This window comes from Rubellimicrobium roseum, from assembly GCF_006152145.1.
Lineage (GTDB): Bacteria > Pseudomonadota > Alphaproteobacteria > Rhodobacterales > Rhodobacteraceae > Rubellimicrobium > Rubellimicrobium roseum.
The window spans coordinates 1-18,892 of the sequence record NZ_VDFV01000006.1 but is presented as its reverse complement, the minus strand read 5'-3'; the positions used below and the strand labels follow the sequence as shown (position 1 = coordinate 18,892).

General features: G+C 65.8%; 14 protein-coding genes and 1 pseudogene. 5 read left to right on the top strand and 10 right to left on the bottom strand.

From position 1 onward, the window contains the following. Positions 1–9: 9 nt before the first annotated feature. From deoC to FHG71_RS07465, 8 genes are all read right to left on the bottom strand, one after another. Positions 10–1,005: a deoxyribose-phosphate aldolase gene (gene deoC / locus FHG71_RS07500; protein WP_176559326.1), complete on the bottom strand. Its 996-nt coding sequence runs from the start codon at positions 1,003–1,005 to the stop codon at positions 10–12. Next, entirely contained in the window at positions 995–1,966 is a 972-nt protein-coding gene (locus FHG71_RS07495; RefSeq protein ID WP_139081015.1) for a sugar-binding transcriptional regulator, read from the bottom strand. Before FHG71_RS07495 ends, deoC begins: the two co-directional genes overlap by 11 nt. After that, positions 1,966–3,483, bottom strand: a complete 1,518-nt coding sequence (locus FHG71_RS07490) for an FGGY-family carbohydrate kinase (RefSeq protein ID WP_139081014.1) — start codon at positions 3,481–3,483, stop codon at positions 1,966–1,968. The genes FHG71_RS07495 and FHG71_RS07490 overlap by 1 nt, the downstream gene beginning before the upstream one ends. 24 nt (positions 3,484–3,507) lie before the next feature. Beyond that, positions 3,508–4,527: a galactitol-1-phosphate 5-dehydrogenase gene (locus tag FHG71_RS07485; protein ID WP_139081013.1), complete on the bottom strand. Its 1,020-nt coding sequence runs from the start codon at positions 4,525–4,527 to the stop codon at positions 3,508–3,510. A gap of 420 nt (positions 4,528–4,947) precedes the next feature. Next, a complete protein-coding gene (locus FHG71_RS07480; RefSeq protein ID WP_139081012.1) occupies positions 4,948–5,973 on the bottom strand; it encodes an ABC transporter permease in 1,026 nt (341 codons plus the stop codon). Between the two features lie 7 nt (positions 5,974–5,980). Beyond that, positions 5,981–6,958: an ABC transporter permease gene (locus tag FHG71_RS07475; protein WP_176559325.1), complete on the bottom strand. Its 978-nt coding sequence runs from the start codon at positions 6,956–6,958 to the stop codon at positions 5,981–5,983. 28 nt (positions 6,959–6,986) lie between these two features. Next, the gene (locus FHG71_RS07470; RefSeq protein ID WP_176559324.1) at positions 6,987–8,510 is read right to left on the bottom strand and encodes a sugar ABC transporter ATP-binding protein; all 1,524 of its coding nucleotides are present in this window, start codon (positions 8,508–8,510) and stop codon (positions 6,987–6,989) included. Positions 8,511–8,569: 59 nt separating this feature from the next. Further along, complete coding sequence (locus FHG71_RS07465) at positions 8,570–9,580, bottom strand: substrate-binding domain-containing protein (RefSeq protein ID WP_176559323.1); 1,011 nt, start codon at positions 9,578–9,580, stop codon at positions 8,570–8,572. 200 nt (positions 9,581–9,780) lie between these two features. Between FHG71_RS07465 and FHG71_RS07460 the strand changes: the two genes are divergently transcribed. The 3 genes from FHG71_RS07460 (at position 9,781) to FHG71_RS07450 (ending at position 13,915) form a co-directional block, all read left to right on the top strand. Then, the gene (locus FHG71_RS07460) at positions 9,781–10,698 is read left to right on the top strand and encodes a MurR/RpiR family transcriptional regulator (protein WP_139081008.1); all 918 of its coding nucleotides are present in this window, start codon (positions 9,781–9,783) and stop codon (positions 10,696–10,698) included. A 115-nt stretch (positions 10,699–10,813) separates the two neighbouring features. After that, positions 10,814–12,262, top strand: a complete 1,449-nt coding sequence (locus FHG71_RS07455; protein ID WP_176559322.1) for an alcohol dehydrogenase catalytic domain-containing protein — start codon at positions 10,814–10,816, stop codon at positions 12,260–12,262. A gap of 93 nt (positions 12,263–12,355) precedes the next feature. Further along, complete coding sequence (locus FHG71_RS07450) at positions 12,356–13,915, top strand: xylulokinase (RefSeq protein ID WP_176559321.1); 1,560 nt, start codon at positions 12,356–12,358, stop codon at positions 13,913–13,915. On the opposite strand, the pseudogene FHG71_RS07445 reads toward FHG71_RS07450, so the two are convergent. Together FHG71_RS07445 and FHG71_RS07440 are read right to left on the bottom strand one after the other, a co-directional pair. Further along, a pseudogene (locus FHG71_RS07445) lies at positions 13,912–14,154 on the bottom strand (IS5/IS1182 family transposase); the annotation flags it as partial. The gene FHG71_RS07450 and the pseudogene FHG71_RS07445 overlap by 4 nt on opposite strands. Positions 14,155–14,233: 79 nt before the next feature. Next, complete coding sequence (locus FHG71_RS07440; RefSeq protein WP_139081005.1) at positions 14,234–15,346, bottom strand: endonuclease/exonuclease/phosphatase family protein; 1,113 nt, start codon at positions 15,344–15,346, stop codon at positions 14,234–14,236. A 983-nt stretch (positions 15,347–16,329) separates the two neighbouring features. Here FHG71_RS07440 and FHG71_RS07435 point away from each other — a divergent pair. Both FHG71_RS07435 and FHG71_RS07430 read left to right on the top strand, forming a co-directional pair. Further along, positions 16,330–16,695 (top strand): hypothetical protein, encoded by a 366-nt coding sequence (locus tag FHG71_RS07435; RefSeq protein ID WP_139081004.1) that lies wholly within the window; start codon positions 16,330–16,332, stop codon positions 16,693–16,695. A 134-nt stretch (positions 16,696–16,829) separates the two neighbouring features. Beyond that, on the top strand, positions 16,830–18,707 hold the full coding sequence (locus FHG71_RS07430; RefSeq protein ID WP_139081003.1) for a TniQ family protein: 1,878 nt from the start codon (positions 16,830–16,832) through the stop codon (positions 18,705–18,707). Positions 18,708–18,892 lie beyond the last annotated feature (185 nt).

The window sequence follows — 18,892 nt, the reverse complement described above, 5'->3', positions numbered from 1 at the left end:
ATCTGTCCCTCAGGCCGGGGAATGGCGATGCGAGGCGGCGTAGCGCCCGGTGATGTGGTGTTCGAGCTGGCGCTCGATGTCGCCCAGCATGGACGAAGCGCCGAAGCGGAAGAGATCGGGTTCAAGCCAGTCCCGTCCCAGTTCCTCCTTCATGAGGATCTGCCAGGCAATCGCCTCCTTGGCGCTCTTCATGCCTCCGGCGGGCTTGAAGCCGACTCTGTGGCCCGTGGCCTCGCCGTAGTCGCGCAGCGCCCGGATCATCACTAGGCTCACCGGAAGGGTGGCGTTGACTCCCTCCTTGCCGGTTGAGGTCTTGATGAAGTCCGCTCCTGCCTGCATCGCCACCACTGAGGCCGCGTGGACATTGCGGAGCGTGCTCAGGTCGCCCGTCGCGAGGATTGCCTTGAGATGCGCAGGCCCGCAGGCCTCTCGCATAGCGGCGACCTCATCGTAGAGGGCCGACCAGTTCTGGGTCATCACGTGCTCGCGGGTGATGACGATGTCGATCTCGTCCGCGCCCTGGTCCACGGCCCAGCGGATTTCTTCCAGCCGCAGATGAAGCGGCATAAGCCCGGCCGGGAAGCCCGTCGCGACCGAGGCCACCGGAATGCCGGTTCCGCGCAGCGCCCGCGCGGCATGGGGCACCATGGTCGGATAGACGCAGACCGCCCCGACGGTCACCACGCCCAGCCCCAGCGCCTCGACGATGTGCTGCGCGAGCGGCTGACGCGCCTTGGCGCAAAGTCGCCTGACCCGCCCCTCGGTGTCGTCGCCCGAGAGCGTCGTGAGGTCGATGCAGCGGATCGCGTTCACGAGCCAAGCCGCCTGGTGCGCCTTCTTAACGCTGCGCCGGGTCGTCAGCGACGCCGCGCGCCGCTCGGCGGCGGACCGATTCACGCCGTGCCCCTCAAACATCGCGGGATCGAGGGGGATACCCGGGTTGCGGGCGTGGTTCGACCCGGCGGCAGTCGCCGCGGCGAAGTCAGGCTTTCGTTCAGCGGTCATGAACATGCTCCAAGGCATAGGCGGCCGTCTCCTCGTCGGTGACGACGACGTTGACCAGGCCTGCGCGGAGCGCGGCCAGGGTAATTCGGTGTTTGTCCTGGCCCGAGACCACGCCGATGGCGCGTGCGCTCGCCTTCAGGTCCGAAAGCGAGAGACCAATCGTGCGGGCGTCCAAGTTCTCGTCCACGATGTTGCCGCGTGCATCCACGTAGCGTCCAAGGACGTCGCCCACCGCTCCGGCGCGCGCAAGCGCGGCGATCTCAGCAGCCGTCACGTTGCCCGACTGCACGAGAGCTGCATCCTCGGTGAGGGCCCCCATCGAGAAGCACAGGACAGGCGCGGATCTGGCAAGGCTCAACACGTCAGCCACGATGCGATCGCGCTCGAGCACTTCGCGCGTGACCCGCTCGCCCACGACGGCGGGCACCGGAAGGGGAACGAAGGTGCCGCGCCCTCTGCGGGCGAAGGTCTCAGCGACCTCGTTGTGCCCGGTCGCCTGCGGGATCGGAGCCACGGTCCCGTTGATCTGCACGACCTGCACGCCGTCGGCCCAGTCGGGCGGCAGCCAATGCGCGATCGCGGCCATCGTGCGACCCCAGCTCACGCCGACCAGCCGGGGTTGGGGCTTGATGGCGGCAAGATACTGGCCCGCCGCTTGCGCCACGGCGTCGGGCCCGGCCGTGGCCGGGACGACCATCGCATCGCGAAGGCCGAAGGCCTTGACGAGGGTGGCTTCGACGTCGGGACGGCGACGCAGGCGCGGAACGATTTCGATCCTCACGATGCCGAGCTCGCGTGCTTCCTGCAGCAGGCGGCTCACCTGCCAGCGGTTGAGGCCCGTTTCGGCAGCGATCTCGGTCTGGCTCCGGTCTTGCTGCCACGCCATGCGCGCGACCTGCACCATCAGGTGCTCACGCCCTTCGTCGACCGGCAGGCGCGGCGGCTGGCGATCCTCCACCATTAGGGACGCGCCCCCGCTTCGCCCGACAGCGCCCGCAGGATCGGCGCCAGCCGCTCCGTGGCATAGCGGTAGTCTTCGAGTAGAGCCCGATAGTCTTGGTGGAGGTCCATGTCGGGCTCCCGGACCGTCACCGGGGCGCGGTAGATCCTAGCGGCCTCCGTCAGAGAGCCATGCAGCCCCAGCCCAACCGCCGCCGCCACCGCTCCTCCGTAGAGCGACAGGTTGTCCTCGCGTGCGATACCCACCGGCATTCCGAGCGCATCTACCGTCGCCTTGAGCCAGAGCGGGTTCCGCATGATTCCGCCGGCTAGGACGATGCGGTCGATGGCCACCCCCTGCCGCGCAAGGTCAAAGACCACGTTCGCCGACCCCAGAGCGACGGCATTGACGCAGGCTCGATAGATGCCTGCCCGGTCGTGCGACAGCGACAATCCCAAGATCGCGCCCCGCAGGTTCGGATCGCGGTAGGGCGTGCGGTTGCCCATCCAGTAGTCGAGCGCGAGCAGCCCCGTCGCCCGCGGGGGGATCGGCCCGGCCGCCTCGTTGAGGGCGGCAAAGCCCGTGCTGTCAAGACCGTAGATGTCCCGGACGAGCCAGTTGAGGATCGATCCGGCCGAGACCTGCCCGCCCTCGATCATCCGCAGCCCCGGGGTCAGCGCGTGAGGATAGGGGCCCCAGACGCCGGTGATTGGCGTCCCGTCGTCCGGCACCTGCGTCAGGTGGACATTCGATGTCCCCCCGATCAGCAGCATCGACCCCGGCGCGACCGTGTCCGCGCCGAAGGTTCCCATATGCGCATCGATCCCACCCTGCACGACCAGAGGCCTCCCCGAAAGACCCAAGGCCGAGGCGGCCCGATCCGTCATCCGCCCGATTGGGGCACCGATGTCGAGAATGACCGGCGGGAGCCTGTCCATCAGCTCGGGAACGCCGAATTCCTCGTAAAGCTCAGGGCAGAAGCAGCGGGCCCGGCTATCATAGTTCCACTTGCAGGTCGCGTTCATCAGCGACCCCACCCAGCGACCCGTCAGCCGGTGGTTCATCCAGTCCAGAGCCTCGCAGATCACGCTGGTCCGCGACCAGACTTCCGGCTCGTGAGCCTTCAGCCACATGGCCTTCGGCACCAGCCATTCGACGGCATTCGACCCGCCGGAATAGTCCAGAACCGGATGGGAGACCTGGGCCGTCCGCGCCGCCTCGGCCCAGGCCCGGGCGTCCATCCACAGGATCGCCGGACGAAGCGGTGTCCCCTCGCGGTCGCAGACCACCACTGTCGAGGAGAAGGCTGCAACCGTCACCGCCTCGATCAGGGGGTTCCCCGCAGCGGCGAGCACCCGAGGGAGCAGCCGCCGCGCCGCGCTCCACCAGTCGTCCGGGTGCTGCTCCGTCCGGTCCGGCGGGATGTGTGCTGTGGGGTACCCTTCCTCACCAGTTGCGAGCATCCGCCTCGCCTCGAGGTCAAAGACCCCCGCGCGCGCGCCGTTCGTTCCGAAATCGAGGCCGAGAACGATGGTCATGGACCGAACCTGCCGATCACGCAATCAGGGACGGAAGAGAACTTTGGAGAAGTGAATGTCGCGCGCGTCGAACCGCGCGAAGATCCCAGGCAGTTCCGCAAGGTCGAGATCGTGTGAGATCATGAACTCCCACTTGAGTTCCCCGGTCCCGAACTTCTCAATTGCAGTGGTCCATTGCGGTCCGGGGAACGGGGCCCCGAAGCTGTTCCAGGATCCGTGCAGCGAGAGTTCCTGCCGCAGGAAGGTCTGGAACGTCGCGTTCGAGAGCGTCACATCCGGTACCGGGATTCCGATAAAGCTGACATGCCCGCCGGGCGCCGCGAGGCTGATGGCCGAGTTGATCGTGGCGTCTAGCCCGACGGCTTCAACGACGACGTTCGCCCGGGCGCGGTTCTGCGCCAGGTCCCTGGACAGGATGCAGACCGAGGCTCCAGCCTCGCGAGCCAGTTCCAGCTTCTGCTCGCTCACATCGACAGCGATGACCTCAGAAGCCCCCATCATCCGCATCCACTGAATCGCGAACAGACCAATGGGGCCGCAGCCGACCACGGCGCCGGTCTGTCCCACGGTCATTCCGCCCGCCTTCCAGATTGCATGCAGGGCGATCGAGGCCGGATCCGTCATCGCAATGGCGCGGGGGTCTACATGCTGCGGGGCTCTGAGGAGGTTCTCAGTCGGCACGGCCACGTATTCGGCATAGGCGCCGTCACGACGCGAGCCAAAGTAATCGTAGTCGCGGCAGCGCGAGAAGTTGCCCGTCAGGCACTGGTCGCAGACCTTGCAGGGCAGCAGCGGCGCGACTGCAACGAGCTCGCCCTCGTTCCAGCCTTCCACACCATCCCCAAGCTCCACGATGTGACCCGAGAATTCATGCCCGGTGATCAGGGGCATCTTCCATGCGCCTTTCACCAGCATGCGCGGCAGGTCGGACCCGCAGACTCCGACCGACGCCACGCGCAGGACTACCTCGCCGGCGCGGGCTACGGGGCGTTGCCGCTCCTCGAGGCGAATATCCTTGGGAGCGTGGAGGACGATCGCGCGCATAACTTCTCCTGTCGGCAGATTACATATGTGACGGTCGATCACATATGTGTCGTAGATGGATTGTGTTGCAGCCGTTTGTCAAGGGCTCCCCGGGGGGCCCACCAGTCTTACGAACGTTGTCGGTGTGGGGACGGCGTAGGAAAACGTGTTTGGGTGGCCCCGTCGCGTGGCCAGCCGGCGTGACCCGCACCCTCCAAGTACTGGGCACCACACGGGGTCATTGGTCATGGGCTGCGGCGTAAGCGGGCTGGCGAGGCCACTGCAGCCAGCGTCAGAAGCGGACCCCGGCGCGGCGCGCGAGGCCTACGCGTCGGCTCAGGCCCATCTCGCCACCATGCCCGGCGCCTGGAGCGTGGAATCCTTGGCGTCCGGCCGGGGCAGCGCGCAAGGCACCCGCCTCCCAATCCGGACCGCCCGGAATCAGGCCGAGATGCGGTTCGGGAAGAGCCCGAAGATCCCGTTCCAGGGGCGGCCGGACTTTCGCAGTACCATGACTCCGTCCACGACCACCACAAGGACGAGGACCGCCCCGATCACCACGGCCTGCCACTCCGACGGCACAGAGAGAAGATTGAAGGCGTTGGTGAGCAGCGTGACGAATAGCACACCCGCTAATGCACCGACATAGCTGCCCTTCCCGCCCGCGATCGAGCCTCCGCCGATCAGGCAGGCGATGAAGATTTGCATTTCGAGTCCCTCGCCCATGTAACGGTTCGCCATTCCCACGCGCGCGGTCATCAGGACGCCCGCCAACGCCGCGAGTCCCCCCGAGAGCACGAAGCACCAGAATTCCGTCCACCGCCGACGGATGCCGGTCGCCTCGGCCGCCTGCGGGTTGCCGCCAAGAAAGAGCAGCTTCCTCCCCGGCAGCGTGAGCCGCAGGAAGCTCTCGAAGACCACGCAGAGCAGGAGTGCAAAGAGGAAGAGAGCCGAGACGCCGGCGAACTGCAATTGCCCGATCAGGCTGAAACTCGGAGGGAAGCTTGTGAACCCAGCGAGCTTCTCGCCGGACATCGCGACCTCGATCACTCCGCGCGTCATGTAGAGCACGCCTAGCGTGACGATCAGATGATTGATTCCGAGCCGCGCGACCATGAACCCGTTGAACGCTCCAATGAAGACGCCAGTGGCGATGCCCGCGAGGAAGGCCACAGGAACCGGCAACCCGGCATTCAGCGCCATGGCCGAGGCGATGCCGGAGATTCCCATCACGGCTCCGACTGAAAGGTCGAAACGGCCGATCATGAAGAGCGTCATCATCCCAATCGCGACGATCAGGTTCGGCGCCAGCGCAGTCTGGAGCGAGGCAAGGTTGTTCGGATCGAGGAACGCCGGCGAAACAAAGGACAGCACGACCGCCAGCAGAACGACAACGCCGAAGGTCAGGCTCTCCTGCTCGAGCCGGGTGGAGCGTATGAAGGAGATCTTGCGAATTGTGTCAGCCATCTCTGCCTCACTTGGCACGGCGGTTGAGGACAGTGTCGAAGGTCACGGTCGCGATCAGCAACGCGCCGATAACGAACTGCTGGAAGACGGGCTCGATGTCGTACATGATCATCCCGTTCAGCACGAGCGCGAGAAGCAACAGCCCGAGCGCCGAGCCACGCAGGTCGCCCCGGCCGCCGTAGAGGCTCGCGCCGCCGATGATCGCGGCGGTGACCATCACGAATTCAAGGCCCATTCCCATCTGCGTGTCCGCATGGGTGATCCGCGAGGCGGTGAAGATGCCGGCCACGCCGGCGGTGACGGAGCTCGCCATGAAGGCCAAGATCTTGATCCGGCCGACGCGTATGCCGTGAACCAGAGCAGAGCGGACGTTCTCGCCGATAAAGCACATCTTGCGGAAAAGCGCCGACTGACGCTGGAAGACCCACGCGCCCAGGATCGCCACGAGCATGATGATGATGGTGATGCGAATGTCGAAAAGATCGGTTCGCGCGAACTGCCGGAACGCCCGTGGATAGGTCTGGCCGCCGAGATTGTTGGCGAGCACGTTAGCGAGCCCGCGGACGAGGAGCATCGTTCCGATCGTCAGCATCAGCGAGTTGATGTTGAAGCGAACGACGAGGAAGCCATTGACGAAGCCGATCAGCGCCGCGACTGCCAGAGCGACGAGCGCCGCGGGCCAGAAGGACCAGTCCGCGACCAGAAGCGAACCCGTCAGCATTCCCGTCAGGGCGAAAACCGAACCCACTGAGAGGTCGATCTCCCGGGTCACCATCACATAAGTGAAGCCGATGATTGCGAGGAAATCTATCGACACCCCGAACAGGATCGAGCCGAGGTTCGAGGAGGTCGCAAAATTTGGCTGCGTCACCGCGAGAAACGCCGCAACCGCGACCGTGATGGCCGCGAGCGGCAGGATGTTAGATCCGAAGCCCCCTGTCCCACCGGCGCGAAACCTGCGTACGGGGCTCACGCCCTCCGCCACCTGCTGGCTTGGCGTCATTCCATCCTCCTCACCGGTCTCCGGCAGCGAGCGCCATCACCGCCTCCTCGGTCATCTCCACGCCCCGGATCTCGCCTGCGAGGCGGTTGGAGCGCATGATCACTATGCGATGTGCGAGCCGCAGCAGCTCGGGCAGATCCGAGGAGAAGACGAGGAGCGCCTTACCCTTCGCCGCCTCGGCCCGCGCCGCCTCATGCACCTCGGCCTTGGCGCCGACATCCACTCCGCGCGTGGGCTCGTTGAGCACGATCACCTTCGGGTCGGTGGCGAGACAGGCCGAGACCATCACCTTCTGCTGGTTGCCGCCCGAGAGTTGCTGTGGCAGTCCTTCGGGCCCCGGCACCCGGATCGCGAAGCGCCGGATGTCTTCCTGCGCGCGTTCTAGGACCTTGCGCCTGTCGACCAGCCCCCACCGGGAGAGTCGGTCGAGGATGGGGGCCGAAATGTTTTCAGCGACGGAGCGCTCCATGTACAGACCGGCTTCCTTGCGGTTGCCGTTGAGATAGGACATGCCGCTGTGCATCAGCGACGCGGGGCTGAGATCGCGAATAGGTCGGCCATTCAGCTCGATCCGGCCCGAGCTGGGCGGCACGATGCCGAATATGGCCTGGGAGAACTGCTCAGCCCCCGAGCCCTCGAGTCCGAAGACGCCCACGATCTCGCCTTGGCGGACTTCGAGCTGCATGTCGTGAAACTGTCCGGCCATCGAAAGTCCGCGCACGGCGAATGCCACCGGTGCATCGGCCAGCATGGCGCTGTTGGCGGCCACGCCCGGCCCGAGGTCCCGGCCCACCATCCGGCGAATCAGGTCGCCCTCGTTGATTCCGTCATTGGCGAGCGTCTCTACGTACTGCCCGTCGCGAAGCACGGTGATGTGGTCGGCCACGTCGAGGACCTCGTGCAGCCGGTGCGAGACATAGAGGATCGTATGTCCGCCGTCGCGAAGCCGACGGATGAGTGACAGCAGCGTCTCCGCTTCGTGGTTGTTGAGCCCAGAGGTCGGCTCGTCCAGGATGAGTAGGCTGGCATCGCTTTCGACGGCTCGCAGGATCTCCACAATCTGCTGCTGGCCGGGGGTGAGGCTTCTCAGAATCTCGCGCGTATCGATGTTCAGACCGAAGAGGCGCAGGAGCTCCGCCGCCCGCGCATGCAGCCGGGCGATGTCTATCCGCCCGTTCCTACGCGGCATCCGGCCCACGAAGATGTTCTCCGCGACCGACATGTTGGAAAAGACCGCGAGCTCCTGGTGGACCATCGCAATGTCACCCGCCTTCCGGTCCCGGGCTAGGGTCACCGCTCCGCCCACGAGAACCTCGCCTTCGTCCGGCTCGATCTCGCCGTTGATGATCTTGAGCGTCGTGCTCTTTCCGGCGCCGTTCTCACCGAGGATTGCGTGGATCTCGCCACGGGCAACGCGGAAGGAGACGCCGCGGAGCGCACGGACCGCTCCGTAGGACTTGGAGACGTTCCGAAGCTCGAGGATTGCGCCTGCGGGCTTGGCGCCCTCAGCACGGGCGGGTTGAGCAATCGTCATAGCATCTTCCCTCGCGAAGACCTGCCCGGCGGCCATGCGCCTCCGGGCAGGCCTGACGGTCAGAACTGCGGCAGGGCTGCGCGCTCGAACTGCTCCACGTTCTCCGCATCGATCACCTCAGTCCCCATATAAATCGCTTGCGGGAAGGGGTTGACGCCCGCCACGGCGTTATCCGCCGAGATCGGGACCGTGGCGAGGCCGACGGCCTGGTCGTTGTAGGCCTCCAGCATTTGCACCGCGAGGAAAGCCTGGAGCGCGGTTTTGTTGATGATCGAGGCGTCGATCACCCCGTCCGCGATGCATTCGAGCACGGGGTCCTCACGGTCATGGACGATGACTGTCAGGTCCTCGATATCCAGTTCGAGTTCCTCGGCGGCCAGGCAAATGCCCGTCCCGGAAGAGCTGTCGAGTCCGATCACCGCCGTGATGTCGGGATAGGTATTGAACATCGTCTTGGCCGCCTCGATTGCGGTCGAGGTCGTGGCCTTGTCGTCGATCCGGCCCGCGAGTTCCCACTCGGAGTTCGCCTCGAGATAGTCGGTGAGCCCCTGGAACTTGGCGTCGGTATTGGATGCCCCCCAGTTGCCGGACGCGACGTAGGTGCCCGTGGTGCCCGCCCGCTCGATTAGTTCCTTGGCCGTGTCGACGCCGGCCTGGTAGTTGTCCAGCCCGATGAAGGTGAGGGCGCCGCCGTTGTCCGGGGTCACCGCCTCGATCACCACGACCGGGATCCCTTGCTCCATCGCCCTGCGGATGCCCGGAACGGCGCCCGGCTCCCAAAGAGTGGTGATGATCCCGTCGGGCTGGCGCGCGATCGCCTGCTCCACCGCCTCCGCACCCGCGACTGGGTCCCAGCCCTGCGGCCCGAGCGGCTCGATTGTCACGCCAAACTGCTGCTCGGCGTAGTCCATGCCGAGAAGGCTGTCGAGCAGGTAGGGATGCCCCTGGAGTTGCGACGCGTAGATGTATGTGCGCCCTTCTTGGGCGGCGGCCGGGCCCGCGAACACCGCCGCGACAGCAAGCGCGACGGCGGTGGCGGACGCACGGGGGGCGGCAGTCTGTGCGATCATTTCTCTCCTCCGTTGTCCCGGCGCTGGCATCGGCCACCGCGCTCACGGCGATGGTCCTCCCGGCGCAGCGTCCGAGTGATAGGAGGCTAGCGGCGCAGAAAATCTCTGTCCATAAAATTCTCTGCCTTGAAAGAACCTTTCTATGATGCCTAATTTCGGAGGGAAGCGCGCCGCTCTCCGGGTGCGATGGAAGGCAGAATATGACGGACGACATCGGCATCCTTCAGCATATTCAAAGCCTCAGGGGCAGCCTGAAGCCGAGTCTTCGGACGGTCGCCGACGCGGTCCTTGCCCGGCCTGCAGAGGCGCGGAGCATGAACATCAAGGAGCTGGCTTCGTCCTGTGGCGTCTCGGAAGCCTCCATCAGCCGGTTCGTGAGAGGCATCGGGCTACCGAACTACCGCGCCTTTCAGCTCCGGATGGTGGAGGAAGGCGCGAGCGGGACCCCGACCCGCGGGCAGACGCCCGACGACGGCCTGATTTACGAGAACATCGGCCGCAACGATACGGCCGCCACGATCCTGACCAAGGTCGCGCACCGTAACGCGGACGTTGCGCGCGCCTGCCTTTCGACGCTCGATCCCGTGGTGCTCGAAAAGGCGGCGCGGATGGTGGAGAAAGCCAAGACTCTCTATTTCTTCGCCGCCGGGCTCTCCGCTCTCGCGGCTGAAAACGCGCTGCTGCGCTTTGCGCGGATCGGAAAGCCCGCCATCTTCCACCGCGACCGCAACAACCAGATCCTGCTTGCGGGCTCGCTGCAGCCCGGCTCCCTGGCGATTGCCATCAGCGACTCGGGGCGCACCAACCAGACGGTCACCGCTCTCTATGCCGCCAAGGCGGCCGGCGTACCCACGATCGCCATCACGGCGTTCGCCGAGGCGCCGCTCGCCAAACACGCCGATCTCACGCTCATCACTCCGGCCGGCTACCAGCCCGCTGGCGACGAGCCTCTTTACTACGAGAGCATGGTTTCGAAGTTCGGCCAGCTTCTCGCCATTGACGTGCTCTACTCGTTGGTCGCGGTTCACGACTACGAGGCGTCGACCGCTGCGGTTCGCCGGGGCAACCAGTTCATCCAAGCCAGCCGAACCGCGAGGCGCCAGAATGACACGGACTGAGCTCACCGATCCCGGCATGCCGCGAATGATTCCCGCAACCAATTGGCGCTGGCCGTATCGCGGCAGCACGTTCGAGGAGTTCCTTGGGAGCCGACCGGAGGAGGCACCGGTTCCGGTGCCCGGGCCCGGGGAGGTGATCGCTCGTGTCGAGGCGGTCTCGATCTGCTCGTCGGACATTAAGGTCGCGCGGATGGGGTCCGATCACCCGCTCTTCCGGGACGGCGCCACCGCGGACACGGTGCTTGGCCACGAAGTTTCGCTTCGGGTACATGCTGTGGGCGCGGACCATCGTAACCGCTTTCACCCCGGCCAGCGACTCGGGCTCCAGCCGGCGATGCGGATCGGTGGGGAGCGGCGGATCATCGGGATGGACCTGCCGGGCGGGTTCGCCCAATACCTTGTGCTCGGTCCCGAAGCGCTTGCCGACTATGTTTTCGAGGTCCCCGACAGCCTCAGCGCCGCGGAGGTCGCGCTACTCGAGCCCTATGGGTGCATCGAGCGCGCTTGGAGGCCGAATGCAAGGACGAGCTTTCTCGACGGTGGGCGGGCGCTCGTCGTGCTCGGTCCCGGAGCCGAAAAGTTCTCCCTTGCCGAGCGGCCCGGCTGGACCGAGGTCGCCGTCCTGGGCGACGGGACGCATCCGGCCTTTGGGTCGGACGCGCAACGGATCACGGAGATCGGCGCGGCGCGGTTCGACGACATCATCGCCCTGGGGGATCTCGCCGCCTCGGAGCTCGGAGCACTATTCGACGCGCTTCGTCCCGGCGGCCTCCTGCTCCAGGCGCGAAAGGGCCCCTCGCCTGGGCCGGTCCCACTCGACCCCGCGCGCATTCACTATGAGGCGCTGAGCCTCCTCGGGACCACCGAGACGGACATCGCCACGGCCTTGTACCCTGACCGACGACGCTTCGACGTCCGCCCGGGCGGGGTGGCGCTCGTCCATGGCGCCGGCGGCGCGATGGGGCGGATCCATGTCCACCGGCTCCTCGAGCTTGAGCGTGGGCCGGCGACGATCTTGGCCTCCTCGCGAAAGGGCAAGCGCCTCGCCGACCTCGAATCCGACTTCGGCCCCCTCGCCCGCGCGCGCGGCCGGACGCTGGTCGTCGTCGAGATGGAGGCGCTCCTGCAGGCCGTCGCGGAACATGCCCCACTCGGGCTCGACGACGCCGTGGTGGTCGCCCCCGAGGCGCAGGCGATCGCGGCCGCCGCAGGCCTGCTCGCGCCCGATGGGCTGCTCAACGTCTTTGCGGGCTTTCCCTTCGGGCGCAGGATCCCGCTCGATCTTGCCGCCGTGGCCATCTCCGGGATGAGAATCACGGGCTCGACCGGCTGCTCGGTCTCCGACATGCTCGGCGTGATGGACCGGGTCCTGTCAGGCGATTTGGACCCTTCGACGAACATCAAGGCCGTAGCGGGCCTCAGAGCGCTGCCGTCCGCGCTGGAGGCGGTCGCGAGCGGACAGGTTTCGGGCAAGGTCGTCATCTATCCAGGCCAGCCGGAGATACCGCTCACCCTTCTGAAGCAGGCCTGGAGCCGGCAGGCGGAGCGGACCATGCTGCCATGACGAGGGCCGCCGTCCAGGGAAACAGCAGGTTATACCAAGGAGGGAAGCCGCGGCGGTGGCGCGCAGTTTCCTATGGTTCTTCGGGAGGAGCCAATGCAGGACCATGTCATCGGTGTCGACATCGGCACCACGGGGACCAAGGCCGGGATCTACGACCGCGACGGCCGGCTTAAGGGAGAGGCCTTCGAGGAATCGATCCTCCATTATCCGCAGCCCGGTCTCGTGGAGCAGGACCCGGAGGACATCTTCACCTCGGTGGTGAACACCGTCCGAACAGCCATGGAACGTGCGGGCCTCGCACCCGAGCGGATTGCCGCGTTGGCTCTGGACGGACAGATGGCGGGGCTCATGGGCATTGACGCGGACTGGTCGCCGGTCACTCATTATGACAGCTGGCTGGATACCCGTTGCGCTCCCTGGCTTGCGGAACTCCGCCCTTACGAGGAGGAAATCATCCTGACATGCGGGATGGCGCTGGCCTTCAATCATGCGCCAAAGCTGCTCTACTGGCGAGATCAGCCCGACGTGTGGAACCGGGTAGCGAGCTTCATCCAGCCCGCCGCCTATGTCGCCGGCAAGCTCGCGGGACTCAAAGGCCGTGACGCCTTCATGGACCGCACATACATCGTCTTCTCGGGTTTCGGCTCCGGCGAGACCTTTACCTGGAACGAGTCTCTCCTGGCACAGTTCGGGCTCACCACGGAGAAGCTTCCCCGCATCTGTGAGCCTTGGGATATCGTGGGGCACCTGCTCCCAGACTGGGCGGCGAAGATGAATCTTCCCCCAGGCTTGCCCATCGCTGCCGGCTGCGGGGACCAGAGCGCGAATGTCCTCGGTGGCGGGCTGGTCGATCCGGGCTCCGTCTTCGACACGTCCGGCACGGCTGCGGTCTTTGCCACCGTCATTGACCGCTTCGGAACCGATACCACCTACCGCTGCCTGATGACCTGCCCGCATGTCGTGCCGGGGCTCTATTTCCCGATGGCCTATGTCGCGGGCGGCGGGCTTAATCTCCGCTGGTTCCGGGATGCTCTTTCGCCCCTGGAGAAGGCCGAGTGGGAGGAGCAGGGAGCAAACCCCTACGACGAGCTTGCCAAGGCTGCGGGGGAGATTCCGCCAGGCTCGGAGAAGCTCATTTTCCTTCCCCATCTGTCTGGGCGCAACACGCCCAACGATCCCGACATGCGTGGCGCTTTCCTTGGCCTCACATGGCGGCACGAGAAACCCCACATGGTTCGCGCGATCATGGAAAGCATTGCCTACGAATATGCGCTCTATCTCCGCGCTGTCCGCGAGATCGCCCCGGGCTACGACCCGAAGTTCGCGGTGAACATCGGAGGTGGCGCGAGGTCGGAGGTGCTGCGGCAGATCAAGGCCGATGCGCTCGGGCTCGAGTACCGTTGCATGGACCGGGAGGAGTTCGGTACGCTCGGTGCGGCAATTGTCGCCGGCCATGCCGTGGGCTTGTTCCCGGACCTACCCGGGACAGCGCGCCGCTTCGCCGGCGAGACTCGACCTGTTGCGCAAGCCAGACCGGAGCGGACCCGCGCCTATGAGGCCTACGTCGATGCCTATATTGATGCCCTGCAATCTCTCTCGCCGTTTTTTAGCCGTATGTCCAGCAGCTTGCCCGACGCCACTTACAACATCTAACAAAGCCGTCTGATCTGGCTGAGGCAGATGAGGGCGCAGCCGTGGACGACGAAGGCTTGGTGGATGTCCGCAAATCGTTCGTAGCAGATGGCGAGGCGGCGAAAGCGGTTGAGCCAAGCCAGCGTGCGCTTGATCACCCAGAGGTGACGCCCCAGCTTTTCACTGCTGTCCACCCCACGTTGGGCAATGCGAGGTCGTATGGAGCGGGCGCGGCACTCCTTGCGGCATCGGCGATGGTCCTAGGGGTGTTGATGATGTGACCGCCCCCGACGGCCTCGGTGTGCCAGGATGGGTCTGCGCCGATCCACAGAGGGAGCGTCAGGACGTTCGTGCGGCGCGGGTCGGGCCCTGGGTCACAGCCTGTCCATTGCGCGTCTCCTCCGCGGCCTCTTGGCCGTCCTCGATCTTCTCCTCCGCCTCGTCCAGGTCGACGTAGTTCGGCTGGGGGGTGTCCTGACGCGTCTCGGCGCTGGGCTCGAAGTGCAGCTCTACGAGGACCGGGAAGTGATCCGAGCCGATGTCAGGCAGCCGCTCCAGCCGCACCAGCGTGAACGAGGCCTCGTGGAAGACGTGGTCCAGGGGCCAGCGGAACATCGGATAATGGGCGTGGAAGGTGTTGAACATGCCCCGGCCCCGGCGGGGGTCCAGCGTGCCGCTGATCCGCTGAAAGAGCCGCGTGGTGTGCGACCAGGCCACGTCGTTCAGGTCCCCCGCCACGATCGAGGGCCGGCCATCGGCCCGGATCTCCCGCCCCACCATCAGGATCTCGGCGTCGCGCGTCTCGGTGTCCGCCTGCACCTCCGGCGGCCGGGGGTGTAGGCCATAGAACTCGATCCAGTCGCCCGACCGCAGGCGCACGCCTGTGCGGACGGACGGGATGTCGTTCTCGAGCAGAAAGCGCACCTGCGGCGAGCGAAGCTCGAGCTTCGAGAAGAAGTTCAGCCCGTAGCAGTTGCCCTGCGGCTGCTTGAGCCGGAAGGGGTAGTCCCGGTCCAGCACGGCCAGCTGCCCGGTCCACCAGCTGTCGGTCTCCAGGGCCAGGATGAGGTCGGGGTCTTTCTCCCGGATCAGCGCCAGAAGACGCTGGGCGTCGCGGTTCTGCATCAGGACGTTGGTCGCCAGGATCCGGATCGACCGGGCCCGGTCGCCCGATGGGGCGTCCATGACCTGCTTGGGCGCAAGGACCGTGTAGGGGAAGATCCGCCATCCCTGGTAGAGCAGCGCCGCCGTGACCGCGAGGGTGAAGACGACGTCGGCCCGGCTCTGCCATCCGAAGACGACCGCATGCAGGGCGAGAACCGCGGCCAGGCCGGAGGCGATCTGCATCCGCGGGAAGTCGGCGAAGCGGATCCACCACCGGGCGCTTCGGACACGCGCAAAGGCGCTCAGAAGCACCAGCAGGCCTCCGAGGCCGAACAGGACAACCTTCATGTCTCTCCCGAGGACGTCACCATGAGCCCAGCCAAAACTGAGCCTACTCTGGATCCACCTAGTCCGTTCCGCTCGATTGCCGAGCGCCCAAAGGTCGGAACTATGGTCCACAGCTCCTCTACCTTGGGATCGGGCTGCCGTCGGCACGCCGGCGCTGACCTGCGGCTATGAGGGCGCCGCTCTCACGAGAGGCGCTCTCGATATCAGTCCGGACGCGGACAGTGGCCGCAGGTGCGCACGGACGAGCTGCTGGCGACTTTAGATACGCTTGACTGGAACACGGACGGACGTGCGACCGGAGGCAAGCGATGAGCAGCCGAGACTTTCGTTCTACTTTTGTTCTTGATCGATGATCCCGATCCGGGCAGCATCAATATATGCCGACTCAGCAGCTCATACGAACGGTCACCCTGTGACGCCCCGCTCCCCGGGGACCGTTCGTGCGCGCTGGCCTGCCTCGTCCCCTAGCTGATCCCGGCCCTTCGCGTCGATCTTCTGCATCGGTCCCCTCCTGCGCTCCTGCAAGGATCACGACCCATGCCAATGGCGTTCCACTCCGCCTCGAAGTGGCCCCTCTTACCTGTCAGCCAAACCGATCTCTTGAGGCGCCCAGGCGACGACCACCTGATGCACACCGCCGATGCCGCCTGTCACGCCCGACAGCAGGGCCAGAGCCGTCCAGCACCTCTGAAGGCCTACGGGCCCGATCCCAAGACGGGTCGCACTGCTTCGTCTACCGGAGGCCCCTGCCCCGGCTGTGAGCCGACCCGGGCGGGGCTGTCCCGTGCGACGGGACATGAACTCACGACTTCGGGGCTGCATACCCTCGTGGCGCCTGAGCCAGCCCGGCGTAGGTCGAGCTTCGGAGCCCTGCAGCCTCGTCCCTCCGGCCCGGGCCTACGCCTGATGGGTGACACTTCACTGGGGCCGCGTGCGGTCGGACATGGGATCGATGATGCGGTCACATCTCGGAGGATGCACTGATGCCGAGCCGGCGGATCATGAGGAAGGCTGTCGAGAACAGCCGCAGCAATCCGGACCTGCATCACCCGAGCGATAGGTTAGGCGCCACTCCACTAATCGGGCAGGTAGGCACGGCGTCCATCACGAACGCCAGCTGGCCGGACCTGCCGGTCTATCTCGGTGAGCGCCCCACTCCGCTCTGGATGCAGGCAGCGATGCAGCTCATGGTGCTCGGCCGACTTCGCCCGGTCTCAGAGCGGGAGGCCGATCGTAACGACCAGTTCCAGTTCGCGGCCGAGGTCGACGGAATGGTCTACGCCTGGACGAGAGAGGAGCCGGGCCGCTGGGAGTTGGTGTTCGTGTTCAACGAACAGGAGCAATCCTGAGGATGGCGTCGAGGACAGCACGCGGGCCGATACGATCCCTTCGTCTATGAGGTCCGTTGCCGTTCTCGTTTGCGGCTGCCGGATCGGTAGGTCCGAAGACGGTCAATCCAAGGTCTCTTCTACCCAACCCGTGCATGCGGCAAGAAGTAGAGGACGACCTGGAGATCGCCATCGTGGCTGCCCTCAGACTAACTGTTCCTCTCGGATCAACCGAGCCTCTGTGGTCGTTTGCCTCGCGTCTTGGGCGACTGAATGGCCGAAGGCTGACATCGTTCTTGGGCGACTTCAAAGTGCTGCAGGCCCAGGTCCGAACTGGCCATGACGCTGCAGTGGCCAAGCTGGCTGACCTGGGCGGAGCAGACGCAGAGGCGCTGCGGCGCTTCACGCCTGAGCAACGTCGACCTGGTCACATCACGCTCGCTGGAGAGAGTCTTCCCACCGGCATGTGCGTCCGTAGCGAGGTCCGTGTCTGCCCGGCTTGCTTGCGGGACGACGTTCGATCCAGTGATCTCAAGGCCAGTCTGGCCGTACACGGACGGGCACCCTGGCTGCTCTCCTATCTCCGGACCTGCCCTGTCCACGATCTGCCACTGGTCAGGCTTCCAGTCGACCGAGGCCACGAAGCCCTCGATTTCAGCAACGTCGTGGCGCCGCAGCCCGATCGACTCCACCCATCTCTGGACGCTGACAATGACCCCCCGCCCCGCAGCGCCAGCGATCTGGACCGCTTTGTCGTCCGCCGGCTCACCCACGGCAAGGGAGCGGGAGCGACTTGGCCTGACACCCTGTCTCTCCATGCGGCTGCACGCTTCTCCGAGGTTTTGGGCGTCACCCTGATCCGGGGACGTATGGGGGCGCTGGAGACACTCTCGGAAGCCGAGCTCGCGACCGCCGGTGCGCGTGGGTTCGAGATCATTGCGCAAGGGCCAGACGCTCTGAGCGAGACCCTAGAAGAGCTGCGCACCAGCCGCGGTACACCGCAGGACGGTCCACAGGCGCGCTACGCCCCGCTCCACACCTGGGCCACGAGCCAGGCTGGTAAGAGTCCGGAGTTCGAGCCGCTCCGGGCTATCCTGCGGCAACACATTCTCGACCGTTGGCCGCTTCGGCCCGGCACCAGGGTCTTGGGCCACAAGGTCACTGAATGGCAGCGGCACTCCATCCGCACAGCCAGCATAGAATGGGGGATCCACGCCCGGACTCTCCGTCGCATCCTGGCCGCGGGGGGCTTGGTGGCAGAGAGCGCAGACGAGCGGGGTGACGCGGCCGAGATCTTCTCGGTAGAAGACGCTCTGCCCCTGGTGGCGGCCCATGTGGGGGGCCTGACTTTTGAGAAGGCCCGAGCACGCCTCGACATGTCCCGGTCACAGATGGACGCGTTGATCCAGGCCGGACTGCTTGTGCCCACTCGTGCCTCAGCCGGTATGCGACCGCGGTTCAAAGAAGCGGAAATCGCGCGCTTCGAAGCCGCGATCGAGGCCAGGCTTGTGCCCTATGGCGAGCGCCAAGCCGGGGTGTCTATCCCGCTGGCGGTGAAGATGGCCAAGGCCTCAGCTGCCGCAGCTCTCAGCGCCATTCTGGACGGCAAGCTGCCGGTGTCACGTCGGCCGGGCGCAACAGGGTATCTCAATCTAGTCGTGAATGCAGAGCGCCTGCGTCAGATCGTTCACGGTCCACCTCCGACGCACTACTACTCGTACTCGGAGGCCTGCACTTACCTCGGACTTCCGGCAAAGGCCCTCAAGCGGCTCATCGATCTCCGACTTCTAAGGTCGCAAGCAGGACAGGTGCCGAATACCTCGCTGGCCATGACGCAGATCGACCGAGCCTCGGTCGAGGCGTTCCATAAGGCCTACGTCTCCCTTGCGAGGCTCGCGCGGGAGTTGGGCCAATCGAAATCTGAGCTCGCCGCAGCGCTGACCACTCATCGGATCTGGCCCGTGTCCATCCTGTCCCTCCGCGCCACACCCATCTACCGCAGAGCGGACCTCCAGCGGCTTCTTGAGATCTGAGGCGTACCATCGGTCCGAGGTAGGCCCGGTCGGATGACTGCCATACCGTCGCGGACGCCGTCGCCTGTAGAGGCAGACTTGCCGGGACCCGTCCTGCACCATGGCCCGGCCAACGTGTTGATCAGCATGGAATAAGGACCCCGCTTCCGGGGTGATCGGCGTCCAAACGGGACCCCTTTGGCGCA